The sequence below is a fragment of the Sinorhizobium chiapasense genome, from assembly GCF_045277575.1.
Taxonomy (GTDB): Bacteria; Pseudomonadota; Alphaproteobacteria; order Rhizobiales; family Rhizobiaceae; genus Ensifer; species Ensifer chiapasense_A.
In genome coordinates, this window is the sequence record NZ_CP144205.1 from 239,831 (window position 1) to 257,035 (window position 17,205).

The window sequence follows — 17,205 nt, forward strand, 5'->3', positions numbered from 1 at the left end:
CTGGCGTCCAATTGCATAAATGCCCGCGGTCGGTCGACCGAGGGCAGCGACTTCACTGTTATGGCGGCCGCGTGTCCGAACGGACGCGCGGCGTTCAAGGCACTTCTAATTTCGCGGCGTCTCCACTAAAGAGGCGCCTTCAGACAACACGGAAAAATTTTTGGAAAGGCGGGCCAAGCCCGTTCGAGAGGCCTCATGGATCGCATCAGGATTGTAGGCGGCAACCAGCTTAACGGCGTCATCCCGATTTCCGGCGCCAAGAATGCGGCCCTGCCGCTGATGATCGCGTCGCTTCTGACCGACGACACGCTCACGCTCGAAAACGTGCCGCATCTCGCCGACGTCGAGCAACTGATCCGCATCCTCGGCAACCATGGCGTTGACATCTCCGTCAACGGCCGCCGCGAGCGCCAGGGCGAAAGCTACGCCCGCACCATCCATTTCACCTGCCGCAACATCGTCGATACGACCGCCCCTTACGAGTTGGTCTCGAAGATGCGCGCAAGCTTCTGGGTGATTGGGCCGCTGCTCGCCCGTGAAGGCAAGGCACGCGTTTCGCTGCCGGGCGGCTGCGCTATCGGCACGCGCCCGGTCGATCTCTTCATCGAGGGCCTGACGGCGCTCAGCGCCAACATCGAGATCGACGGCGGCTACGTCAACGCGACGGCGCCGGAAGGCGGTCTGATCGGCGCGCGCTACACCTTCCCGAAGGTGTCCGTCGGTGCCACTCACGTGCTGATGATGGCGGCGACGCTTGCAAACGGCACGACGGTGCTCGGCAACGCCGCGCGCGAGCCCGAAGTCGTCGACCTCGCCAACTGCCTGAACGCCATGGGCGCCAAGATCACTGGCCAGGGCACCCCGACGATCACCATCGAAGGCGTCCGTTCGCTCTCCGGCGCCCGCCACCGCGTGCTGCCGGACCGGATCGAGACCGGCACCTATGCCATGGCCGTTGCCATGACCGGCGGCGACGTCATCCTCGAAGACACCAATATGGCGTTGCTCGACACTGCGTTGGAAGCGATCCGCCGCTCGGGTGCCGAGATCACCGAGACCAACAGCGGCATCCGCGTCGTGCGCAACGGCGCCGGCATCAAACCGGTCGATATCGTCACCGATCCCTTCCCGGGCTTCCCGACCGACCTGCAGGCGCAGTTCATGGGCCTGATGACCAAGGCGAACGGCACCTCGCATATCACCGAGACGATCTTCGAAAACCGCTTCATGCATGTGCAGGAGCTCGCTCGCCTCGGCGCCAAGATCTCGCTCTCCGGCCAGACGGCCAAGATCGAGGGCGTCAGCCGGCTGAAGGGCGCGCCGGTCATGGCGACGGACCTTCGTGCATCGGTCTCGCTCGTCATCGCCGGTCTTGCGGCCGAAGGCGAAACCATGGTCTCGCGTGTCTATCATCTCGATCGCGGCTTTGAGCGACTCGAGGAGAAGCTCACCCGTTGCGGCGCGCATGTGGAGCGCGTCAGCGACTGATTTGATCGGTTGCGCCTGATACCGTTGCGGTTTCAGGCGCAACATCCTATGTCCATTTCAATTGTGGCACGGAAAATGTGCGGCGAAACGAAAGGAATGGACGGCATGAATGGTCTGAAGCTGCTGGCGCTCGACGAGGAAGATCTCGCTGTCGTCTCCGCCCACGTCCAGGACGCCGTGTTCAAGGTATCGGGTCTCGAATACGACGCCCGCCGTAAGCAGTTCTCACTCGTCGTCAACCGCTTCGTCTGGGAGACGGCCGACGGCAAGCGGCGCTCTTTCGAGCGTCGGCGCGCGCTGCTCCTGTTCAAGCGGGTGAATGCGGTCCGCTCGGTCGGCTTCGACCGGCGCGACGGTGAAACGGTGCTCGACCTGCTGGCGCTCAAGTTCTCAGTCAGCGGCGAGGGGCCGGAAGGCACGCTCGAACTGGTTCTTGCCGGCGACGCATCGATCGCGCTTGACGTCGAATGCATCGAAACGCAGCTTGCGGATACCGGCGGGGCGTGGGAAACCGCTTTCAAGCCCAAGCATCCCGAAGGTGCTTGAGCCCGCTACTGCATAATTCCTCAAATCGGCATCGATTTAAGGGCAAAAATATGCAGCAGCTTTAAAGTGTTACAGCGACCTTAGGGCGTCTTACGAAGACGCGCGGCGCTGTAGACCCGAACGACACTGGCATACAAGGACGTCCGCTTTGGCAATCAGGCTCAATTTTCTCGATGGTGACTTCGAACAAAAGTTCGCGTCATTCCTGACGACCAAGCGTGAGGTGTCCGAGGACGTCAATGCGGTGGTCAAGGCGATCATCGACGACGTGCGTGTGCGCGGTAACGCGGCGCTCGCCGAATACTCCAAGCGTTTCGATGGCGTCGATTTCGCCTCGACGCCGATGGCCGTCAGCGCGGCCGAGATCGATGCGGCGATCCAGGCGGTTGAGCCGGAGGTGCTGGGCGCGCTCAAGGTCGCAGCCACGCGCATCGAGGCGCACCACGCCCGCCAGCGCCCGAAGGATGATATCTACGAGGACGCCATGGGCGTCGGCCTCGGTTCGCGCTGGACGGCGGTCGATGCCGTCGGCCTCTATGTGCCCGGCGGCACGGCGAGCTATCCGAGCTCGGTGCTGATGAATGCGCTGCCGGCGAAGGTGGCGGGCGTTCCCCGCATCGTCATGGTGGTGCCGGCAACCGGCGGCCAGATCAACCCGGCGGTGCTTGCCGCAGCAAGGCTTGCCGGCGTTGAGGAAATCTACCGCATCGGCGGCGCGCAGGCCGTTGCCGCCCTTGCCTATGGCACCGAGACGATCGCGCCGGTTGCCAAGATCGTCGGCCCGGGCAATGCCTATGTGGCCGCCGCCAAGCGCCAGGTCTTCGGCACCGTCGGCATCGACATGATCGCCGGCCCATCCGAAGTGCTGGTGATTGCCGACGGCAACAACGACCCGGACTGGATCGCCGCCGACCTCCTCGCCCAGGCCGAGCACGATGTCGGCGCCCAGTCGATCCTGATCACCGACGATCCGGCCTTCGGCCAGGCGGTCGAGGATGCGGTGGAACGGCAGTTGAAGACGCTGCCGCGCGCCGATACCGCATCGGCAAGCTGGCGCGACTTCGGTGCCGTCATCCTCGTCCCCGATCTCGAAAAGGCCGTGCCGCTGGCCAACCGCATTGCCGCGGAACATCTCGAACTGGCGCTCGCCGATCCCGAGCCTATGGTCGCCAAGATCCGCAATGCCGGCGCGATCTTCGTCGGCCGTCACACGCCGGAGGTCATCGGCGATTATGTCGGCGGCTCCAATCACGTGTTGCCGACGGCGCGCTCGGCGCGCTTTTCCTCCGGCCTCGGCGTGCTCGACTACATGAAGCGCACGTCGATCCTGCGGCTTGATCCCGAACAGTTGCGGATCCTGGGGCCGGCGGCGATCGTGCTTGCCAAGTCCGAGGGCCTTGAGGCCCATGCGCGCTCCGTCGCCATCCGCCTCAATCTCGGGGATGCTGGATGAAGGCGGACCGCAACCTGCGCCTCTGCGATGTCGTTCTGGACGAAACCATCGGCCGCTCGACGCCTGACGTGGAGCACGAGCGCGCAGTTGCGATCTTCGACTTGCTCGAAGAGAACCTGTTCGAACCCGTTGGCCACCCCGGCGGACCTTACAGGCTCAATCTCTCGCTTGTCGATGCGAAGCTGGTCTTCGCGATCTCGACTGAAAGAGGTGGCGACGTCGCCACCCACATCCTCTCGCTGACGCCGTTCCGCCGGATCGTGAAGGACTACTTCATGATCTGCGAGAGTTATTATGAGGCGATCCGTTCGGCGACGCCAAGTCAGATCGAGGCGATCGACATGGGGCGCCGCGGCATTCACAACGAGGGTTCGCAGACCCTGATGGATCGCCTGTCCGGCAAGATCCGGCTGGACTTCGATACCGCCCGCCGCCTGTTCACGCTCGTCTGCGTGCTCTATTGGCGCGGGTAGAGGCGGGGACCGGCATGACGGGAACCGAGGCACCGCAGTTGAAAACGCACCGCTCGGTCCTCTTCATGTGCGGCATGAACGCTATCCGCTCCCCGATGGCCGAGGCGCTTGCCAAGGCGGCGCTGCCGGCGGGCACCTACGTTGCCTCCGCCGGTGTCCGGCACGGCGAACGCGATCCCTTTGTCGACGTGGTCATGGCCGAGGTCGGCCTGAGCCTTGGCCGTCATCAGCCCCACACGCTGGACGAGCTCGAAGACGATTACTTCGACCTCATCGTCACCTTGGCGCCCGAGGCGCACCACAAGGCGCTCGAATTGACTCGCTCGATGGCCGTCGACGTGGTCTACTGGCCGACGCCGGACCCGACGGTGGCGGTCGGCACCCGCGAGCAGATCGTCGATGCATACCGCGCCGTACGCGATCACCTTTCGACGCTGATCCAGCATCGGTTGGTCGGCTCGCACAGACGAGGGAAAACTTAGGAGCTTCATCGAAATCCGTGACTGGTTTCCGACGACGGCCCTTTTTACATGTCTTCTTAGATCCCAACCGATTTGAGGCTAAAGACATGCGGCAGTTCAAAGTGCTATAGCGACCTCTGCGCCTCTGATAGGACGCGCGGCGCCGTAGCCGTCACAAAAGCGCAAAAGCCGGTGTTAGACGGTTCACAAATCCTCGTCGATTGTGTAGTTTCCGGCGAATTTTTCGGGATGCCTGACGTATCCCTAAACAAAGATGGAAAGAACAGTCCTACATGGCGAAAGAAGAAGTCCTTGAATTTCCGGGCGTGGTCACGGAATTGCTTCCCAATGCGACCTTCCGTGTGAAGCTCGAAAACGAGCACGAGATCATTGCGCACACGGCCGGCCGCATGCGCAAGAACCGTATCCGCGTGCTGGCCGGCGACAAGGTTCTCGTTGAAATGACCCCGTACGACCTCACCAAGGGCCGTATCACGTACCGCTTCAAGTAAGCCGCTCCGGCTCTACGCAATTCCTGGAGCATTTCCGCTTCTTCTTCGAATCGCGAAAACGCTCTAACCTTCGGTTTGGATTGCAATTCCAGACGCAAAACCGCCTAACGCATTTTTGCTGGAATTGCTCTGGAGTGACGGCATCGTTCCGATGACAGTGGCCAAGAAACTGATACTGGCGTCCGGCTCGCCGCGTCGCGTCGAAATTCTGGCGCAGGCGGGCATCGAGCCCGCGCGCCTGATGCCGATGGATCTCGACGAGACGCCGAAGCGTGCCGAACACCCGCGTTCGCTCGCAAGGCGCCTGTCGGCTGAGAAGGCGCGGGCAGCACTTGCGGCGATCAAGGGCGAGCCCGGCTGGGACGGAAGCTATATCCTGGCGGCCGATACGGTCGTCTGCGTCGGCCGGCGTATCCTGCCGAAGCCCGAGCTCGTCAGCGAAGCCTCCAGCGCATTGCACCTTCTCTCCGGCCGCAGCCATCGCGTCTATACCGGCGTGTGCCTGATCACCCCGGACAAGACGCTCAGGCAGAAGGTGGTCGACACCAAGGTGCGCTTCAAGCGCCTGTCCGGTTTCGATATTGAAAGCTATCTCGCCTCGGGCCAATGGCGCGGCAAGGCGGGTGGCTACGGCATCCAGGGCATTGCCGGCAGCTTCGTGGTAAAACTCGTCGGTTCCTACAGCAACGTCGTCGGCCTGCCGCTCTACGAAACCGTCGGCCTGCTTGTCGGCGAAGGCTACGATGTGCACAATCGTTGGCTGGAAGGCTGAAACCGGTGACCGAGGAAACGAAGAAAAGCGGTTCGAACGTCGCGCCCCTGCGGGCGCCTCGACCCTGCCCGGAATGCGGCCGGCCGTCGCATCGGGAGCACTATCCCTTCTGCTCCGACCGCTGCCGCAACGTCGACCTCAATCGCTGGCTCTCGGGCTCCTATGCCATTCCGGTTGCCGACGACGAGTCGAAGGCCGACGACGGCGACGATCGCTAGGGCATACCGCTGCGGCCGGGGCGTAGCCCGTCCTTCCCCTTTGCACATTTCTGCCGTGAACGACGCCCGGAAGCTCCTGCGCGCCGGCAGGTGAATGCGGCCGCCATTTCTCGCGGAGCGCACGAGGGGAGCGAACACGATCTCTCTGAATCTCTTTGTCTTTTTCGTTTTTTCAACTGTCCACAGGATTTCGGTCAAAAAACTTTCATTTGGCGCTGGACACCGCCGAACAAGATGCTATAACCCCGCTCGCTTCCGGGGCAAACACAAGCGCCCCGATGGTTCCGCAAGGGACCGCTGCCCGAAACGGCAGGATGCCCGGATAGCTCAGTTGGTAGAGCAGCGGATTGAAAATCCGCGTGTCGGTGGTTCAAATCCGCCTCCGGGCACCATTCCTAAAGCCCTGAAATCCCTCACTTTTAATGCCTCTGTGGGGTCAAGATCGGCCCCATTTTGGTTGCTTAAAGAGGCTCAATGGGTTGCAAAATTCGTAAATGATTTCAATGAGCCGGAATGGGTTGCAGTTGATGTATGCAACCATCACGCAACCATCGCCGCTTCAGTAACCGTCGTCTCACCTCAGCGGATAGAACGGGTTTTCAGGTGCCGGACGCACCTCAATCTGCTGCCCTGTTGTCGCCGGGAACTTCGGCTGATAGCTATCGAGCTTGAGCAACGCATCCTGCACAGCCGGATCGGCCATGATGGATTTTGCGTTTACAGCGTTCAGCCGCTTGAGCCCCTCAAACGGCTTGATCTCGCCAGTCGCGATCATGTTGGCGATACCAGCGCGCTCAAGATCGATCGCAGCCTTTGCGCGCAATACGGCTAATATATATCTGTTCGCGTCTAAGTGGTTGCCCAAACTCGGCAGGCTGTCCTCGAACATCCGAATTTCGAGATCGCTTGTCGCTCCAGAGCCTTCAACCCTCAGTGTCGGCGTGATGCGCTTAACGATGGAGTTGAACGCTTGACCGGCTTCGGTGAACGCTCCGAGACCGGGGAACCGAGCGCCAGTTTGCGGGATGGAGAAGGTGAACGCTACGCCGGGCTTCTGTGGCGCGATCTCGATCAGAAAGTCCAAAGCATCAAGGTCCGATCTCAGCTCGGCAGCCTTCCTACCCTGTGTCTGGATCGCCACCAGCTGTTCGCCAGTGCCCTTTCCAAGCGATTTCATCAGCTCGGTTTCGACAGGCGGCTGATTGAAATACGTGTTGATGTTCTGGCTCGGCGATCCGGCCTTCTTCTGCGCAAGCTGATAAGCGAAGAATGACATCGCCTCGGCACCAGCGGCTTCCCGCTGCTGGACATAGAAGTTGTATTCTTTCAGATCATCGGTTGTGGGAGGTTTGCGCTCAGCTTCGATCTTCAGCGCCAGATCGGCCATTTTGAGAGCCTGATCGGCCCCTTCCGTATCACCCGCAGCGAGCAACATGTGAGCGGTCTCAGCATACCAATCCGGCGTCTGTTTTCGTACCTCTTGCACAACAGCCGGAGTGACCGGATGACCACCGGGAGTCTTCAGGCCGGGGATAGCCGGTCCAGACGGAAGGGCCTCTCCAGCAGCTCGCATCCCGGCCCACTGATCGCCTTCAACAGCCGCTGGCTGAGCTGTGATCTGTGGTGCCTGAGCTTGCCCGAACGCCCTTGCACGGGCCTCCCTGACCTTGCCTGAAGCGGCCAAGTTGGCGACCGAAGCAATCGCATCAAAATCAGCTCCTTGAGTCATCATCTGCTGACCAATATCGGACTCGATCAGCTTCAGGATGGCCGGTTGAGCGCCAACCTGCTGCGCAATCGGGATGATGGCCTGCATTGCCTGCGCCGTCAGGCTGTTGGCCTGCTGCTGCTGGAACTCCTGTCGCGTCATTCCATTGCCGAAGAGGCCAGAGATAAGACCACCGATTTTGGTCGATCTGGCAAAACCGCCTGTCGGGTCCAAGAGCGGATTATAGGTCTGACCTCCCTGCGAAGCCGCTGGAGCGCTCAGGAACGGATTTTGCGCCGCTGCTGGCCTAGCATTCAGAGCCGCAGGCATTGTCCTGCCGAGACCGGCATTCGGGTCAACACCGCTGTAGAAACTGCCACGATCACGAGCCATAGCCTTCAAAACCTCAATTGCGCACTATCAAATTTTACTCGATTTCATCGCCTTTTTCATCGCCCATCAGCCGTCTGGCGAGTTCCAAAAACAAGTCTTCGACATCGCTTTCCGGCATGTCGGCGATGAAATCCTGAAGGGCTTCGCTCAGCTCCTCAGCGTCTTCAGATCGCTCAATCATCCGGTCCAAGCGTTTTTCAATCGACATCGCTCTGACCCTCCATGCTGATCGGGGCAAGCTTGGCGAGAAGCTGAAGGGCTTCGCTCAAAGTTAAGGGCCGGACATTGATGGCTGAGCCGTCGATATCGACAACATTGTGCCGACCGCTGCCGAGTTCCTGAACAGCGAATCCGCCTCTTTCCTCAACGATCACCGCTTCATGAGCGGTTGCCTTGCGCATCTCTTCCTGAAGATCACGCTCGAACTCGGCTCGTTTTTCGGCCAAGAACCTGATCCGAGACCAATGCTCAACATCCCATCCGACGAGCCTTGCCACAGCTTCGGAAACGGGATTGCCTTGGCCGTCGTACCAATGGCCGGGATCGCCTTTCAGCATCCCGATCAGGCCGACTTCAGGGGCCAAGCGGCTGCCCTTCCACGACATGCCAAGATCGTTCGGGTGGATGTTGTCGGCGGTCGAACGCATTTCGAGTTTACGGGTCATTTGATGGTCCTCTTGTCGGATTGGGATTTGCCGCAGGTGGCACATGGTCCGGGTCTCGCAATGAAAATCGGTCTGCCATTGCGGTATTGCGCGTCATGCAAATAAGTGCTTGGCGTCGGATGCGTGTTTTGGGACTTAGCCATGGTTCACCTCGGGGAAGAGCTTGGCCTCAACTGCGGTTAACGGCGGTCCAGCGCTGCCATTCGAAGCCTTAGCGATGGCCTTGTCCTGTCGTGCTGCCAGCTTCCGACGCGCAATCTCTGCCCTGAGAGCCGTCTCGTACTCTTCGATCCGCAAGCCGATGCCTTTGGTCTCATAACCGCTGATTTCAGCCTTCGGCATGATGTTTTCGCCGATCAGCGCCAACAGCTTGCCAGCTTCATCTTGGCTAAGCTCAAGTCCGAGCCTCATCTCTTTCAGATGCTTGCCGTGGACGGGATCGGTTTCCTTCGCCAACTGGCGACCTTCCGGCTTCGGCAGCATATCAACCACGTCGATGCCCTGCCGGATCAGCGTATCGAGCACCTGATGCCGGATTTCACGTTGATATTCGCGGCGTTCCTCAGCTCTCGCCAGATAGTACGAGTCAATCTCGCCTTGCAGCCGCTGGCAGCGCTCTTCCAAATGCGAGAATCCAAGGGCGATTTGCCGGATCAATGGGAAGTCAACATGGCCCATGTCGGCCACGATCAACCGGCAGCCAGAGGCAATGAGCTTTGCGAGATTTGCGACGAGCTGCGATGGGGTTTCACCCAAAACCTGCAACGTGCTGATCACCACAGTATCGACGGGCTGAAGATCACGAAGGATGTCCTTGAGGATTTTATCACTTCCGCTCAAGGGCTCCTGCATGACGGCGGCGCTCAATAGCTTTGGTTCGCCATCACTGTCACGCCTGACCGGGCAACCGGCGCTGATTGCCGCTTGCGTGCACGCTCTGATCTGTTCGGCCTGCTGGAATTCGCGCCCTCCGGCTGTCGAAGTTGCAATGGCTCGAATGTAGAGAATTGTCCTACTCACCATTTCCGGACTCCCATCTTCTTTTGCATCTCAATCATGGCCTTGCCCATCGGCCCGTAACTGTTTGCGCTCGTCTTCTCTGGCTGCTGCTGCGTGTAGACATGGCCCGTACTGGCGACCCCTGATCCGAGACCATCGCTCCGGCCTTCCTCGTCGCCACCATCATCAACCTGCTGATCCTGGGCCTGCATGGCTTCGATGGCTGCATGCAATCGCTGAGCCGCAACGAACCGGGTGTTTTCGTCTGAGGCGATGTCCAGAAGCTGTTTGCGGCTGAAACCGCTGCCCTGCATGGCGGCGGCAATCGCTTGCGGATCATCATCCGGGAACATGATGCGATATCGGTTCCAGAAGGCGTCCGCTTCACGCTTGAAGGCCCGGTCTTCACGTTCGCTGCGCTCGAAGTCGTCCATGTCTGGAATGAGCTGCTTAGCCGGGACCACAGTTCCGAAGAGGCCAGACTCATAGAAATTTCCGTCTTCGCCCTGCCAAGCATTCGGCCCGTACTTCGGCGGATTTGCATGCTCCATAGCCCTGTCGAACAAAGTCTTTTTCAGGCCAATGCTCAGCCCTTCACGCTGAGATGGTTGCCGAAGCCCAGCCTTTTCTTGCCATTCAATGATCTGGTCGCTGAGGCTGTTCGGATCGCGATCAATGGGAAGCTGATCCCGGCGAATAGATTCAATGTCACGAATAATTTGCTGACGCTGATCTTCTTCACGCTGCGCCAAGCGAAGTCGAAGCTCCTGCTTCTGCCGTTCTGTTCTTTGACTCATTGTCGATTTCCATTGGTTTTATCATGCGACACTTTATCGCACAGTAAGATTAGTGTAAACTAATTTACAGAAATTGTAACTAAAAGGCGGCGATAATGCAGTCTGGAGACTTTTTCAGTGTAAACGAGTTTTTGACCTTGGCCGGATTTAGCCGGACATGGATAAATACTTTATGGGTTCGTGGCGAAGGCCCGCCAAGACAGACAATTCGGGTCGGCGGTCAGAACAGAGTCCGTATTCCTGTGATCGCTGGTCTTGCATGGCTGCTGGATCGCTATCCTGAGAGAGCGCGTCATTACGAAAAGCTGAGCGACCTCATTCGCTTCGACCGTCACGGCCATGTCACCGAAATCTTTATCGAGCCGAGGGCCGATCGATGAAAGCGACTAGACGGCAGCTCACAGAAGCCTCTCCAGCGCAATCAGCCTCCTGTGAACACTCAGCAAAGGGGCCGTTGGAAAACGCGCATGTGAGCCTCCCTGAGCCGGTTAAGCGTGTTTGCCGCAAATGTGGAGCTGCCGAAGGCTTCGCTGGCGTCGGCGACTTGTGCGTGAAGTGCCGGTCGAAAATCACGGCCTGCATAGACTGTGGCGCAAGTCTTGAAGGTCGGCACCCATCGGCCACCCGCTGTTTGGATTGTGCATCTATGGCGAAGGGTGGCCGCAAGTGCGACGAGCCGATGGTCAAGCCAACATCGACGGCGATCAAGGAATTGCCAGATCGCAAGCCGGACGATCCCGAATGGATGGCGAAGAAGAAAGTTTGGGCCGAGAAGCTGAAACCCTACGATTTGAAGATGAACAGCCGCAAGCTGAGCGAAGGAGCGAGGTGGTACGGATGACCGACAGCAAACCAAACCCCTTCTCAAGTCTTATCGACCATCTCGACCCGGATGGCCTTCGGGCCTACTGCCGAGCATTGGAGCGGGTCAACCTTGAGCTTCAGCAGGAGCTTGCAGAGACCAAGCTGCGCGCCATCAACATTATGACCGACAGCCCCAGCGAACTTTTTCACTAACCAAGGAAACCATGAAATGTACGAACTAGCTGACAATCCCCGATCTGAAGATGCTCGCAAGCATATCGCCGAAGCCGAGGCCGCCGAAAACCGGCACCGCGAACTCGAAGCGCAGATTGCCGATCTTGAGCGGCAGCTCGTAGCGACGAAGGCCGAATCCGACCGCCAGCGCATGGCCGGTGAAGATCACCGGAAGGCCGCTTTTGAAGCCGAGAAGCGCTTCCATGAGAATGAGGATTTCGAGCGCAGCTTTGCCGAACGCGAAGAATGGCTTGCAAGTTTGACGCCTGAGCAGCGGGAAGCCTTCAAAACGGCTGCGCGTGAAGAAATGGCCAAGCTCGACAAGGCCCGCGACCAGAAAGAGGCTCGTCGGCGGTCAAGAGAAGTCTGAGCGTTTAAACGCACAGGGCCGCAAGTAATGCGCAACAAGATCGTGATCGAGTTACTAGACGTTTTTAAACGTAACTCCGTTGCCACAAGTCCATAATGGTCGTTGCCAAGAATGGAGACGACCGATGTCCGGCAATACCGATAAATTTCTGACGATCAGCGAAATCCAAAAACGATACGACGTGTGCCGCGCGACGGTCTGGCTATGGCGACGGGATGGCCGTTTGCCGCCACCTATCGGTGCTGGTCGCAAGCCGCAATGGCGCTTGTCCGATTTGATCGCGTTTGAGAACCGACAGCCCGAGAATGTTTAAGCGCAAAGAAAAAGCCCGGCTGAGAAAGAAAACCGGGCTTCAGATAACAAAGAGTTCGAGTAAGAACGGATCGAATGTATGGATAATTCCCCGAAATTTCAAGACAAAAACCCCGATGATGCTGCGCATATTGTCACACCCCCGTATCTCGTCTTTACACGCGACCCTGACAGCGTCTCGTTAATCTTAGACGACGGCAGCTATATTGACGCGACCACCCGATTCCGCCGTCTGCCGTGCGAGCCGGACTTTGACCTGATGACGCCCGGCGATTTGGCGAAGCTGCCCGAGCCGGTCTATCTGATCAGCGGGTTGATCGAGACCGGCACCGACAGCCTGTTTTATGGGCGTGATGGCAGCGGCAAGTCGCTGATCTGCCTCGACATCGCGTTGTCGGTCGCCAGCGGCCAGCCTTGGTTCGGCAGGGAAACCCGGCAATGTGAGGTCGTCTACATCTACACCGAAGGATGGGGGCGGCTGAAGAACCGGAAGGCCGCATGGGAGGAGCACCACAAACGCAGCGTCGAAGAGGGCATCTGGTTTCGTGTCCGGCCCCTGCGGCTGTCGAAGCCCACTGAAGTCTCGGCCTTCATCGCCAAGCTGCGCAAGGCGGGTGTGCGCCCGGGTCTCATCATCATCGACACGCTGGCCCGAAATGGCGGCGGCATCGATGTGAACAAGGACGCCGACATGGCGCTCTACCATGAGGGCACTCGCAAGCTGCGGGAAGCCTTCGGCTGCGCAACGATCACGGTTCATCACGCGGGTAAGGACAAGCGCCGTGGCGCGAAGGGCGCAACGTCGATCTCCGACGCTCTCGACGGCGTGTTCGAGGTCGCCAAGGACAAGGCCGCGAAGCAAGGCCGGATCGTAATCGAGAAGCAGCGTGACGCCGATGCTGGGGCCAACATTCCGTTCCGGTTGACGGCGATGGTCGGCGATACGGGCAGCGTGACGGTCGAGCCGGATAGCGGCAAGGCCGACAGCGACGACAGGAAAGCAGCGACAAGGGCAACTGCCAGCCAAAAGAGACGGCACGCTCTGATTCTCGAAAAGTTACGCTCTGAATCGGTCGGGCTGACTTATGGCGAACTGCACTCAAGAACTGGAATTCCGCAAGCGACACTTAGTAAAGACCTGAAGGCGCTAAAAGAAGCGCAACGTGTTGATAAGAATGAAGAAACTGGCCTTTGGTCTACGCTCTGAAGAGCGTGAAACGAGTGTAAAACGAGCGTACCAAACCCCATTACGCTCTACACTACGCTCTCTCGCGTTTCTTAGAAACGAGAGCGTAGCGTGAAAAGGGTCGAAGATGGAAAGGAATAGGAATTTGAAGATAAAGATCGAAACTAGCGGCGAACTAGTCGCCAAGTGGCGCGCCATGAACCCTAGAGAACGGGACGCCATACGTGCCGCTATTGAGTACGGACGGTCTAAAGGCTGGAAGCTGGCGGGTAACGGCGATTTCTTCACACCCGAGATGCTGGCGACCGGTCGCAAACGATTCCGGGATGTCTTGGAGCAAAGTATCGAGGGGCATACAGCGCTAGATCACCTGTACTTTTACCGGGATACCTACTTTCGACCGGCAGCCATCGTCAGCCATCTCTATGACTGGGGTCAGCCCTACGTACAAGAGCAAGTGAAGAAATGGGCTCAGGAGAACGGTTTGAACTGGAAAGTCGAGACAGATTTTCCGTCGTGGCACAATCCGGGCCGGACGACCATGATCGTCTACACCCGCAAAGAAAGGGCAAAGTGCGTGAGTAGAGAGATTTGGGCCGTTCTGGACGAAGTGAACGGCTGGCATGTCACCAGCCAAAAGCCCGACAAGACGCCTGACGAAGGCGTTTCGATACTGGCACACGCACAAGTCAAACCAGACGGTTGCGTTGTTGATGACGGCGGCACGACATGGCCCAACGAAAACGCATGGTTTCAAGCCGTCCATACCAAAGAACGGAAAAAGATGCTGGATTGGCTCACGGCTGACGGTGGCAGCGTCATAGTGAGATAGGCAGGAACTTGGCCGAGCATCGCGAGGCTTAAACAGAGGGGCCAAACTTAAGCTGGAAGGTGTGCTGGAAGGTCAGCCAGAGCAAATTCTTCGAGGGGCGAGCCATCGGCTCGCTGAAACCGAGTGCAAAACCCCACTCGCAACACCCTGCGACATATGGGTTTCTACTTAAGATTGTGCTTAGTTTTCTGGTGTTTTCTAGTTTTTGGTGTGCTTTGTTTGGGACTCCCGTAAATCTTTGGGACTCCTCGGCGAGCATGACCGAAACTCAAGTACCTAAAAGGGGAAAGCTATACCCTCCGGTTGCAAGCAGCGTGCTAAGGTCCCGACGAGCGGATAAGGTTTGAGCCCTTATAAGCGGACTAGATATCCGCTTTACCGCAGCTATCTACTTGTAAGATAAAGATGTTTTTAGCTTGGTTGCATGGTGGTTGCGTAGACCCAACTGGCGGCGAAGCCTTCCGAAACCTTCCAAGCAAGCGGTAGTGTGTTGATTTTGCTACTAAAAACTTGATTCGCTGCTTAGAAACAGCGTGCTCGGGATGGACCGAGGCCCCTTACACGTATAGGTGCCCAAACGCCAGTTTCGAGACGACATAAAGGCCCATCGCGATTTTAAGACGGGCACGAAAGCCACTTGATAAACCTGATAAACCTTTTTCAGGCCGCAGCATCCCCAAACAAGGCGCGCCTCAGTTCGCTACGGGACGCGACCCATTTATGGCCGATCTGGCGGGCCGGTAGCTGCCCGGTCTTGAGCATGTAATACGTCTGGCTCTCGTTACGCTTGATGACGGCAGCAATTGCCTTGAGGCCCCAAACGACATCATCGGGTAAAATCCGCAGGCTGTGTCATTTCCTGAAAAACTCCTCAATTAGTTTCACTGAATATTAAAACACGACACCTGCTGCCACACGGATCAAAAGAGTTCGACTGAGTTGGAAAAAGTGCTACTCTGTATAAGCGGACAAGCATGCAACCAAGCAACCAAATTCAGGAGGCACGACGATGGCAATCCGCAGCAGGTGCCGCTTCTCGGCAGCGCAAATCGAAGCAATGGCGCGCCAGATCGCACAGGAGAGCGGTTTTGAAGACTGGCAGACATTCGCCAAAGGCGAACGGGGCATAGCATCACCAGCCTTGGAGCGGCTATTGGCCGAGAACACGGAAGAAAAGAAGCATGGGCCAGTCCCAAAGAAGGGCGCTCAGATTCAGCCGTCGCACTCATGGCTAGTCGATTACACACTCCGAGGAAAACGCTTCGCGGAAACGTTCGCCACCTTCAAGGACGCAGAAGCTCGCCAAAAGAAGATCGATGCCGACATTCTAGCAATGAAACACGTCCCCAAAACCGAAAGCCTGACGATCAAAGAGGCATCTGAAAACTGGATCGCAGCACGGAAGGTGGACACGAAGGGTAACAAAGGGCCAGCCGAAGCCTCCACAATCCGAATGTATGAGGGCCATGCGCGTAAAATCCTTGCCCATTTTGGCGACGATCTGAAACTCTGCGATCTGACGAAGGGTGCTGCCGAGCAATTCAAGACGGTGCTTCTGGAAGGCCATTCTCGGCCAACAGCCCATAAGGTCCTCGTCAGCCTGAAAGGGCTTCTCAACTATGCGGTAGGCGTCGGGCAGCTACCGGTGAACGTCGTGGCCGGTATGGGAGTCGGCAACAAGAAAGGTGCCAAGGGCAAGGCGAAGGTGCCAGCCATCGCCGACATCAAGGCAATCTTGGCAAAGCTGGACAAGCTTGCGGCGCAACCGAACAAGCAGCGCGCGAAGGCATGGCGGCGATATCGGGTGCTGATCGTCACGGCCATTCGTACAGGAATGCGAGCGTCGGAAATTCGAGGCTTGCCTTGGAAGCACGTTCATTTGGATGACAGCCGCATCGATGTACATCAGAGGGCTGATGAGAACGGCAAAATTGCCGAGATAACGAAAAGCACAGCCGGTAGGCGGTCGATCTACATTCCGCCAGCAACGGTGCAGATGCTCAAGGAATGGAAGTTGGAGAGCGGTGGTAAGGGTCTCGTGTTCGGCACAGAGGCGGAAAAACCGATGTCGCTTGCTAACATCTATTCGAGAGCATGGAAGCCGCTCCTGCTGGCTTGTGGCGTCTGCGATCCTGTTGCGGACAAGAATGGCGACGTGGTTCGCGCCAAGGATGGCAAGCCCGTAATGAAGCCGCGCTATAACTTCCATTTACTCCGTCACTATCACGCCAGCCGGTTGATTGCTGGCGGTGAGAACGTGAAGGAAGTCCAAGCCGAGTTGGGCCATTCGTCCGCTATGGTGACACTCGACATTTACGGCGATCTGTTCAGCGACGAGGAGGCCAACGAACGACGCAAGGGCAGAGCAGCACGAATGGCCCTTGAAGAATGAATGCAACCAAATAGCAACCAAAGGCTCTACAGAAGGTGCAAAAGCCTGCAAAACAAGGCTCCGAGAATGGAAGTTAAGGCGATTGAAAATCCGCGTGTCGGTGGTTCAAATCCGCCTCCGGGCACCATTTTTCTCCTCGAAGATCTGGTTTCCATGGACGCTTGAAGCGTCAATGATGCGGTGCGTCCAGGAGATTTTCAAGGAAGCCAGAGATTGCTTCAGGACAAGAGATGACCGCGAGCGCTGGAACGCCTTCGTTGTCGCCCCGTTTCCCAAACCGGCTTGAAAGCGAATCTTCGCAGCAATCGACTTTCGCTCAGACGCTGATGGTCACCATCGAAGTGGCGTCGAAGCATCCTGCAGCTATTCCGTTGAGAGGTCGCGTCTGCGCGAAGCGGGCGCGATGACGAGGGCATGCCTGCCGGACGTTGAGCAGGCTTGCGAAATGGTTCCGGCCGTTCGCTGACCTGGCATTGATCCTCCTTTTTACGGCGGACGAAAATGGGCGGCTGTTACCTGCGTTACACGTCCGTCGCAGCTTCTGCCTATTCTCACGCCCGGGAGGACCTGAGCGGCGAATGTCTTCGCCG

The 17,205-nt window shown here is 58.2% G+C and carries 22 protein-coding genes and 1 tRNA gene; 17 read left to right on the top strand and 6 right to left on the bottom strand.

Annotated features, from left to right (window positions below; genetic code table 11):
* The first annotated feature begins 195 nt into the window (after nucleotides 1–195).
* From murA to QM996_RS01110, 9 genes are all read left to right on the top strand, one after another.
* Complete coding sequence (gene murA / locus QM996_RS01070) at nucleotides 196–1,488, top strand: UDP-N-acetylglucosamine 1-carboxyvinyltransferase (protein WP_500268925.1); 1,293 nt, start codon at nucleotides 196–198, stop codon at nucleotides 1,486–1,488.
* Nucleotides 1,489–1,593: 105 nt separating this feature from the next.
* Nucleotides 1,594–2,034 carry a DUF2948 family protein gene (locus QM996_RS01075; RefSeq protein ID WP_500268926.1) on the top strand — a complete coding sequence of 147 codons (441 nt, stop codon included), beginning with the start codon at nucleotides 1,594–1,596 and terminating at the stop codon, nucleotides 2,032–2,034.
* 148 nt (nucleotides 2,035–2,182) lie between these two features.
* Nucleotides 2,183–3,487, top strand: a complete 1,305-nt coding sequence (hisD, locus tag QM996_RS01080) for a histidinol dehydrogenase (RefSeq protein ID WP_500268927.1) — start codon at nucleotides 2,183–2,185, stop codon at nucleotides 3,485–3,487.
* Complete coding sequence (locus QM996_RS01085) at nucleotides 3,484–3,960, top strand: UPF0262 family protein (RefSeq protein ID WP_500268928.1); 477 nt, start codon at nucleotides 3,484–3,486, stop codon at nucleotides 3,958–3,960. Before hisD ends, QM996_RS01085 begins: the two co-directional genes overlap by 4 nt.
* 14 nt (nucleotides 3,961–3,974) lie before the next feature.
* Nucleotides 3,975–4,442: an arsenate-mycothiol transferase ArsC gene (locus tag QM996_RS01090; RefSeq protein WP_500268929.1), complete on the top strand. Its 468-nt coding sequence runs from the start codon at nucleotides 3,975–3,977 to the stop codon at nucleotides 4,440–4,442.
* A 272-nt stretch (nucleotides 4,443–4,714) separates the two neighbouring features.
* Complete coding sequence (gene infA, locus QM996_RS01095) at nucleotides 4,715–4,933, top strand: translation initiation factor IF-1 (RefSeq protein WP_004435948.1); 219 nt, start codon at nucleotides 4,715–4,717, stop codon at nucleotides 4,931–4,933.
* Nucleotides 4,934–5,084: 151 nt separating this feature from the next.
* Nucleotides 5,085–5,705, top strand: a complete 621-nt coding sequence (locus QM996_RS01100; protein WP_429812636.1) for a Maf-like protein — start codon at nucleotides 5,085–5,087, stop codon at nucleotides 5,703–5,705.
* 5 nt (nucleotides 5,706–5,710) lie between these two features.
* Nucleotides 5,711–5,923: a DNA gyrase inhibitor YacG gene (gene yacG, locus QM996_RS01105; RefSeq protein ID WP_429812633.1), complete on the top strand. Its 213-nt coding sequence runs from the start codon at nucleotides 5,711–5,713 to the stop codon at nucleotides 5,921–5,923.
* Between the two features lie 316 nt (nucleotides 5,924–6,239).
* A tRNA-Phe gene (locus QM996_RS01110) sits at nucleotides 6,240–6,315 on the top strand.
* A gap of 182 nt (nucleotides 6,316–6,497) precedes the next feature.
* Here QM996_RS01110 and QM996_RS01115 read toward each other — a convergent pair.
* The 5 genes from QM996_RS01115 to QM996_RS01135 form a co-directional block, all read right to left on the bottom strand.
* The gene (locus tag QM996_RS01115) at nucleotides 6,498–8,024 is read right to left on the bottom strand and encodes a hypothetical protein (protein ID WP_500268930.1); all 1,527 of its coding nucleotides are present in this window, start codon (nucleotides 8,022–8,024) and stop codon (nucleotides 6,498–6,500) included.
* A 34-nt stretch (nucleotides 8,025–8,058) separates the two neighbouring features.
* Nucleotides 8,059–8,232, bottom strand: coding sequence for a hypothetical protein (locus tag QM996_RS01120; RefSeq protein ID WP_500268931.1), 174 nt, complete (start codon nucleotides 8,230–8,232; stop codon nucleotides 8,059–8,061).
* Nucleotides 8,222–8,734 carry a hypothetical protein gene (locus tag QM996_RS01125; RefSeq protein ID WP_500268932.1) on the bottom strand — a complete coding sequence of 171 codons (513 nt, stop codon included), beginning with the start codon at nucleotides 8,732–8,734 and terminating at the stop codon, nucleotides 8,222–8,224. The genes QM996_RS01120 and QM996_RS01125 overlap by 11 nt, the downstream gene beginning before the upstream one ends.
* 90 nt (nucleotides 8,735–8,824) lie before the next feature.
* On the bottom strand, nucleotides 8,825–9,712 hold the full coding sequence (locus QM996_RS01130; RefSeq protein WP_500268933.1) for a serine integrase family protein: 888 nt from the start codon (nucleotides 9,710–9,712) through the stop codon (nucleotides 8,825–8,827).
* Nucleotides 9,706–10,485, bottom strand: coding sequence for a hypothetical protein (locus QM996_RS01135; protein ID WP_500268934.1), 780 nt, complete (start codon nucleotides 10,483–10,485; stop codon nucleotides 9,706–9,708). Before QM996_RS01135 ends, QM996_RS01130 begins: the two co-directional genes overlap by 7 nt.
* A 95-nt stretch (nucleotides 10,486–10,580) precedes the next feature.
* Between QM996_RS01135 and QM996_RS01140 the strand changes: the two genes are divergently transcribed.
* From QM996_RS01140 to QM996_RS01150, 3 genes are all read left to right on the top strand, one after another.
* Nucleotides 10,581–10,865, top strand: a complete 285-nt coding sequence (locus QM996_RS01140) for a hypothetical protein (RefSeq protein ID WP_500268935.1) — start codon at nucleotides 10,581–10,583, stop codon at nucleotides 10,863–10,865.
* Nucleotides 10,866–11,131: 266 nt separating this feature from the next.
* On the top strand, nucleotides 11,132–11,326 hold the full coding sequence (locus tag QM996_RS01145) for a hypothetical protein (protein WP_500268936.1): 195 nt from the start codon (nucleotides 11,132–11,134) through the stop codon (nucleotides 11,324–11,326).
* On the top strand, nucleotides 11,323–11,502 hold the full coding sequence (locus QM996_RS01150) for a hypothetical protein (protein ID WP_500268937.1): 180 nt from the start codon (nucleotides 11,323–11,325) through the stop codon (nucleotides 11,500–11,502). Before QM996_RS01145 ends, QM996_RS01150 begins: the two co-directional genes overlap by 4 nt.
* 25 nt (nucleotides 11,503–11,527) lie before the next feature.
* On the opposite strand, the gene QM996_RS01155 is transcribed toward QM996_RS01150, so the two are convergent.
* A complete protein-coding gene (locus QM996_RS01155) occupies nucleotides 11,528–11,692 on the bottom strand; it encodes a hypothetical protein (protein ID WP_500268938.1) in 165 nt (54 codons plus the stop codon).
* Between QM996_RS01155 and QM996_RS01160 the strand changes: the two genes are divergently transcribed.
* From QM996_RS01160 to QM996_RS01180, 5 genes are all read left to right on the top strand, one after another.
* Nucleotides 11,675–11,893, top strand: coding sequence for a hypothetical protein (locus tag QM996_RS01160; RefSeq protein WP_500268939.1), 219 nt, complete (start codon nucleotides 11,675–11,677; stop codon nucleotides 11,891–11,893). The two genes, QM996_RS01155 and QM996_RS01160, sit on opposite strands and share 18 nt — an antisense overlap.
* Nucleotides 11,894–12,017: 124 nt before the next feature.
* Entirely contained in the window at nucleotides 12,018–12,206 is a 189-nt protein-coding gene (locus QM996_RS01165) for a helix-turn-helix transcriptional regulator (RefSeq protein ID WP_500268940.1), read from the top strand.
* A 78-nt stretch (nucleotides 12,207–12,284) separates the two neighbouring features.
* Complete coding sequence (locus QM996_RS01170) at nucleotides 12,285–13,412, top strand: AAA family ATPase (protein ID WP_500268941.1); 1,128 nt, start codon at nucleotides 12,285–12,287, stop codon at nucleotides 13,410–13,412.
* A 124-nt stretch (nucleotides 13,413–13,536) separates the two neighbouring features.
* A complete protein-coding gene (locus QM996_RS01175; RefSeq protein WP_500268942.1) occupies nucleotides 13,537–14,223 on the top strand; it encodes a hypothetical protein in 687 nt (228 codons plus the stop codon).
* A 1,009-nt stretch (nucleotides 14,224–15,232) separates the two neighbouring features.
* A complete protein-coding gene (locus QM996_RS01180) occupies nucleotides 15,233–16,615 on the top strand; it encodes a tyrosine-type recombinase/integrase (protein WP_500268943.1) in 1,383 nt (460 codons plus the stop codon).
* The last annotated feature ends 590 nt before the right edge of the window (nucleotides 16,616–17,205 follow it).

What these genes read in the sequence shown, in the direction of transcription:
- QM996_RS01125 (WP_500268932.1), bottom strand. Translation starts at nt 8,734, where the DNA reads ATGTGCCACCTGCGGCAAATCCCAATCCGACAAGAGGACCATCAAATG.
- QM996_RS01145 (WP_500268936.1), top strand. Translation starts at nt 11,132, where the DNA reads ATGGCGAAGGGTGGCCGCAAGTGCGACGAGCCGATGGTCAAGCCAACA.
- QM996_RS01135 (WP_500268934.1), bottom strand. Translation starts at nt 10,485, where the DNA reads ATGAGTCAAAGAACAGAACGGCAGAAGCAGGAGCTTCGACTTCGCTTG.
- QM996_RS01180 (WP_500268943.1), top strand. Translation starts at nt 15,233, where the DNA reads ATGGCAATCCGCAGCAGGTGCCGCTTCTCGGCAGCGCAAATCGAAGCA.
- QM996_RS01130 (WP_500268933.1), bottom strand. Translation starts at nt 9,712, where the DNA reads ATGGTGAGTAGGACAATTCTCTACATTCGAGCCATTGCAACTTCGACA.
- QM996_RS01090 (WP_500268929.1), top strand. Translation starts at nt 3,975, where the DNA reads ATGACGGGAACCGAGGCACCGCAGTTGAAAACGCACCGCTCGGTCCTC.
- QM996_RS01075 (WP_500268926.1), top strand. Translation starts at nt 1,594, where the DNA reads ATGAATGGTCTGAAGCTGCTGGCGCTCGACGAGGAAGATCTCGCTGTC.
- murA (WP_500268925.1), top strand. Translation starts at nt 196, where the DNA reads ATGGATCGCATCAGGATTGTAGGCGGCAACCAGCTTAACGGCGTCATC.
- QM996_RS01120 (WP_500268931.1), bottom strand. Translation starts at nt 8,232, where the DNA reads ATGTCGATTGAAAAACGCTTGGACCGGATGATTGAGCGATCTGAAGAC.
- QM996_RS01160 (WP_500268939.1), top strand. Translation starts at nt 11,675, where the DNA reads ATGGCCGGTGAAGATCACCGGAAGGCCGCTTTTGAAGCCGAGAAGCGC.
- QM996_RS01150 (WP_500268937.1), top strand. Translation starts at nt 11,323, where the DNA reads ATGACCGACAGCAAACCAAACCCCTTCTCAAGTCTTATCGACCATCTC.
- infA (WP_004435948.1), top strand. Translation starts at nt 4,715, where the DNA reads ATGGCGAAAGAAGAAGTCCTTGAATTTCCGGGCGTGGTCACGGAATTG.
- QM996_RS01165 (WP_500268940.1), top strand. Translation starts at nt 12,018, where the DNA reads ATGTCCGGCAATACCGATAAATTTCTGACGATCAGCGAAATCCAAAAA.
- QM996_RS01140 (WP_500268935.1), top strand. Translation starts at nt 10,581, where the DNA reads ATGCAGTCTGGAGACTTTTTCAGTGTAAACGAGTTTTTGACCTTGGCC.
- QM996_RS01170 (WP_500268941.1), top strand. Translation starts at nt 12,285, where the DNA reads ATGGATAATTCCCCGAAATTTCAAGACAAAAACCCCGATGATGCTGCG.
- QM996_RS01100 (WP_429812636.1), top strand. Translation starts at nt 5,085, where the DNA reads ATGACAGTGGCCAAGAAACTGATACTGGCGTCCGGCTCGCCGCGTCGC.
- QM996_RS01085 (WP_500268928.1), top strand. Translation starts at nt 3,484, where the DNA reads ATGAAGGCGGACCGCAACCTGCGCCTCTGCGATGTCGTTCTGGACGAA.
- QM996_RS01115 (WP_500268930.1), bottom strand. Translation starts at nt 8,024, where the DNA reads ATGGCTCGTGATCGTGGCAGTTTCTACAGCGGTGTTGACCCGAATGCC.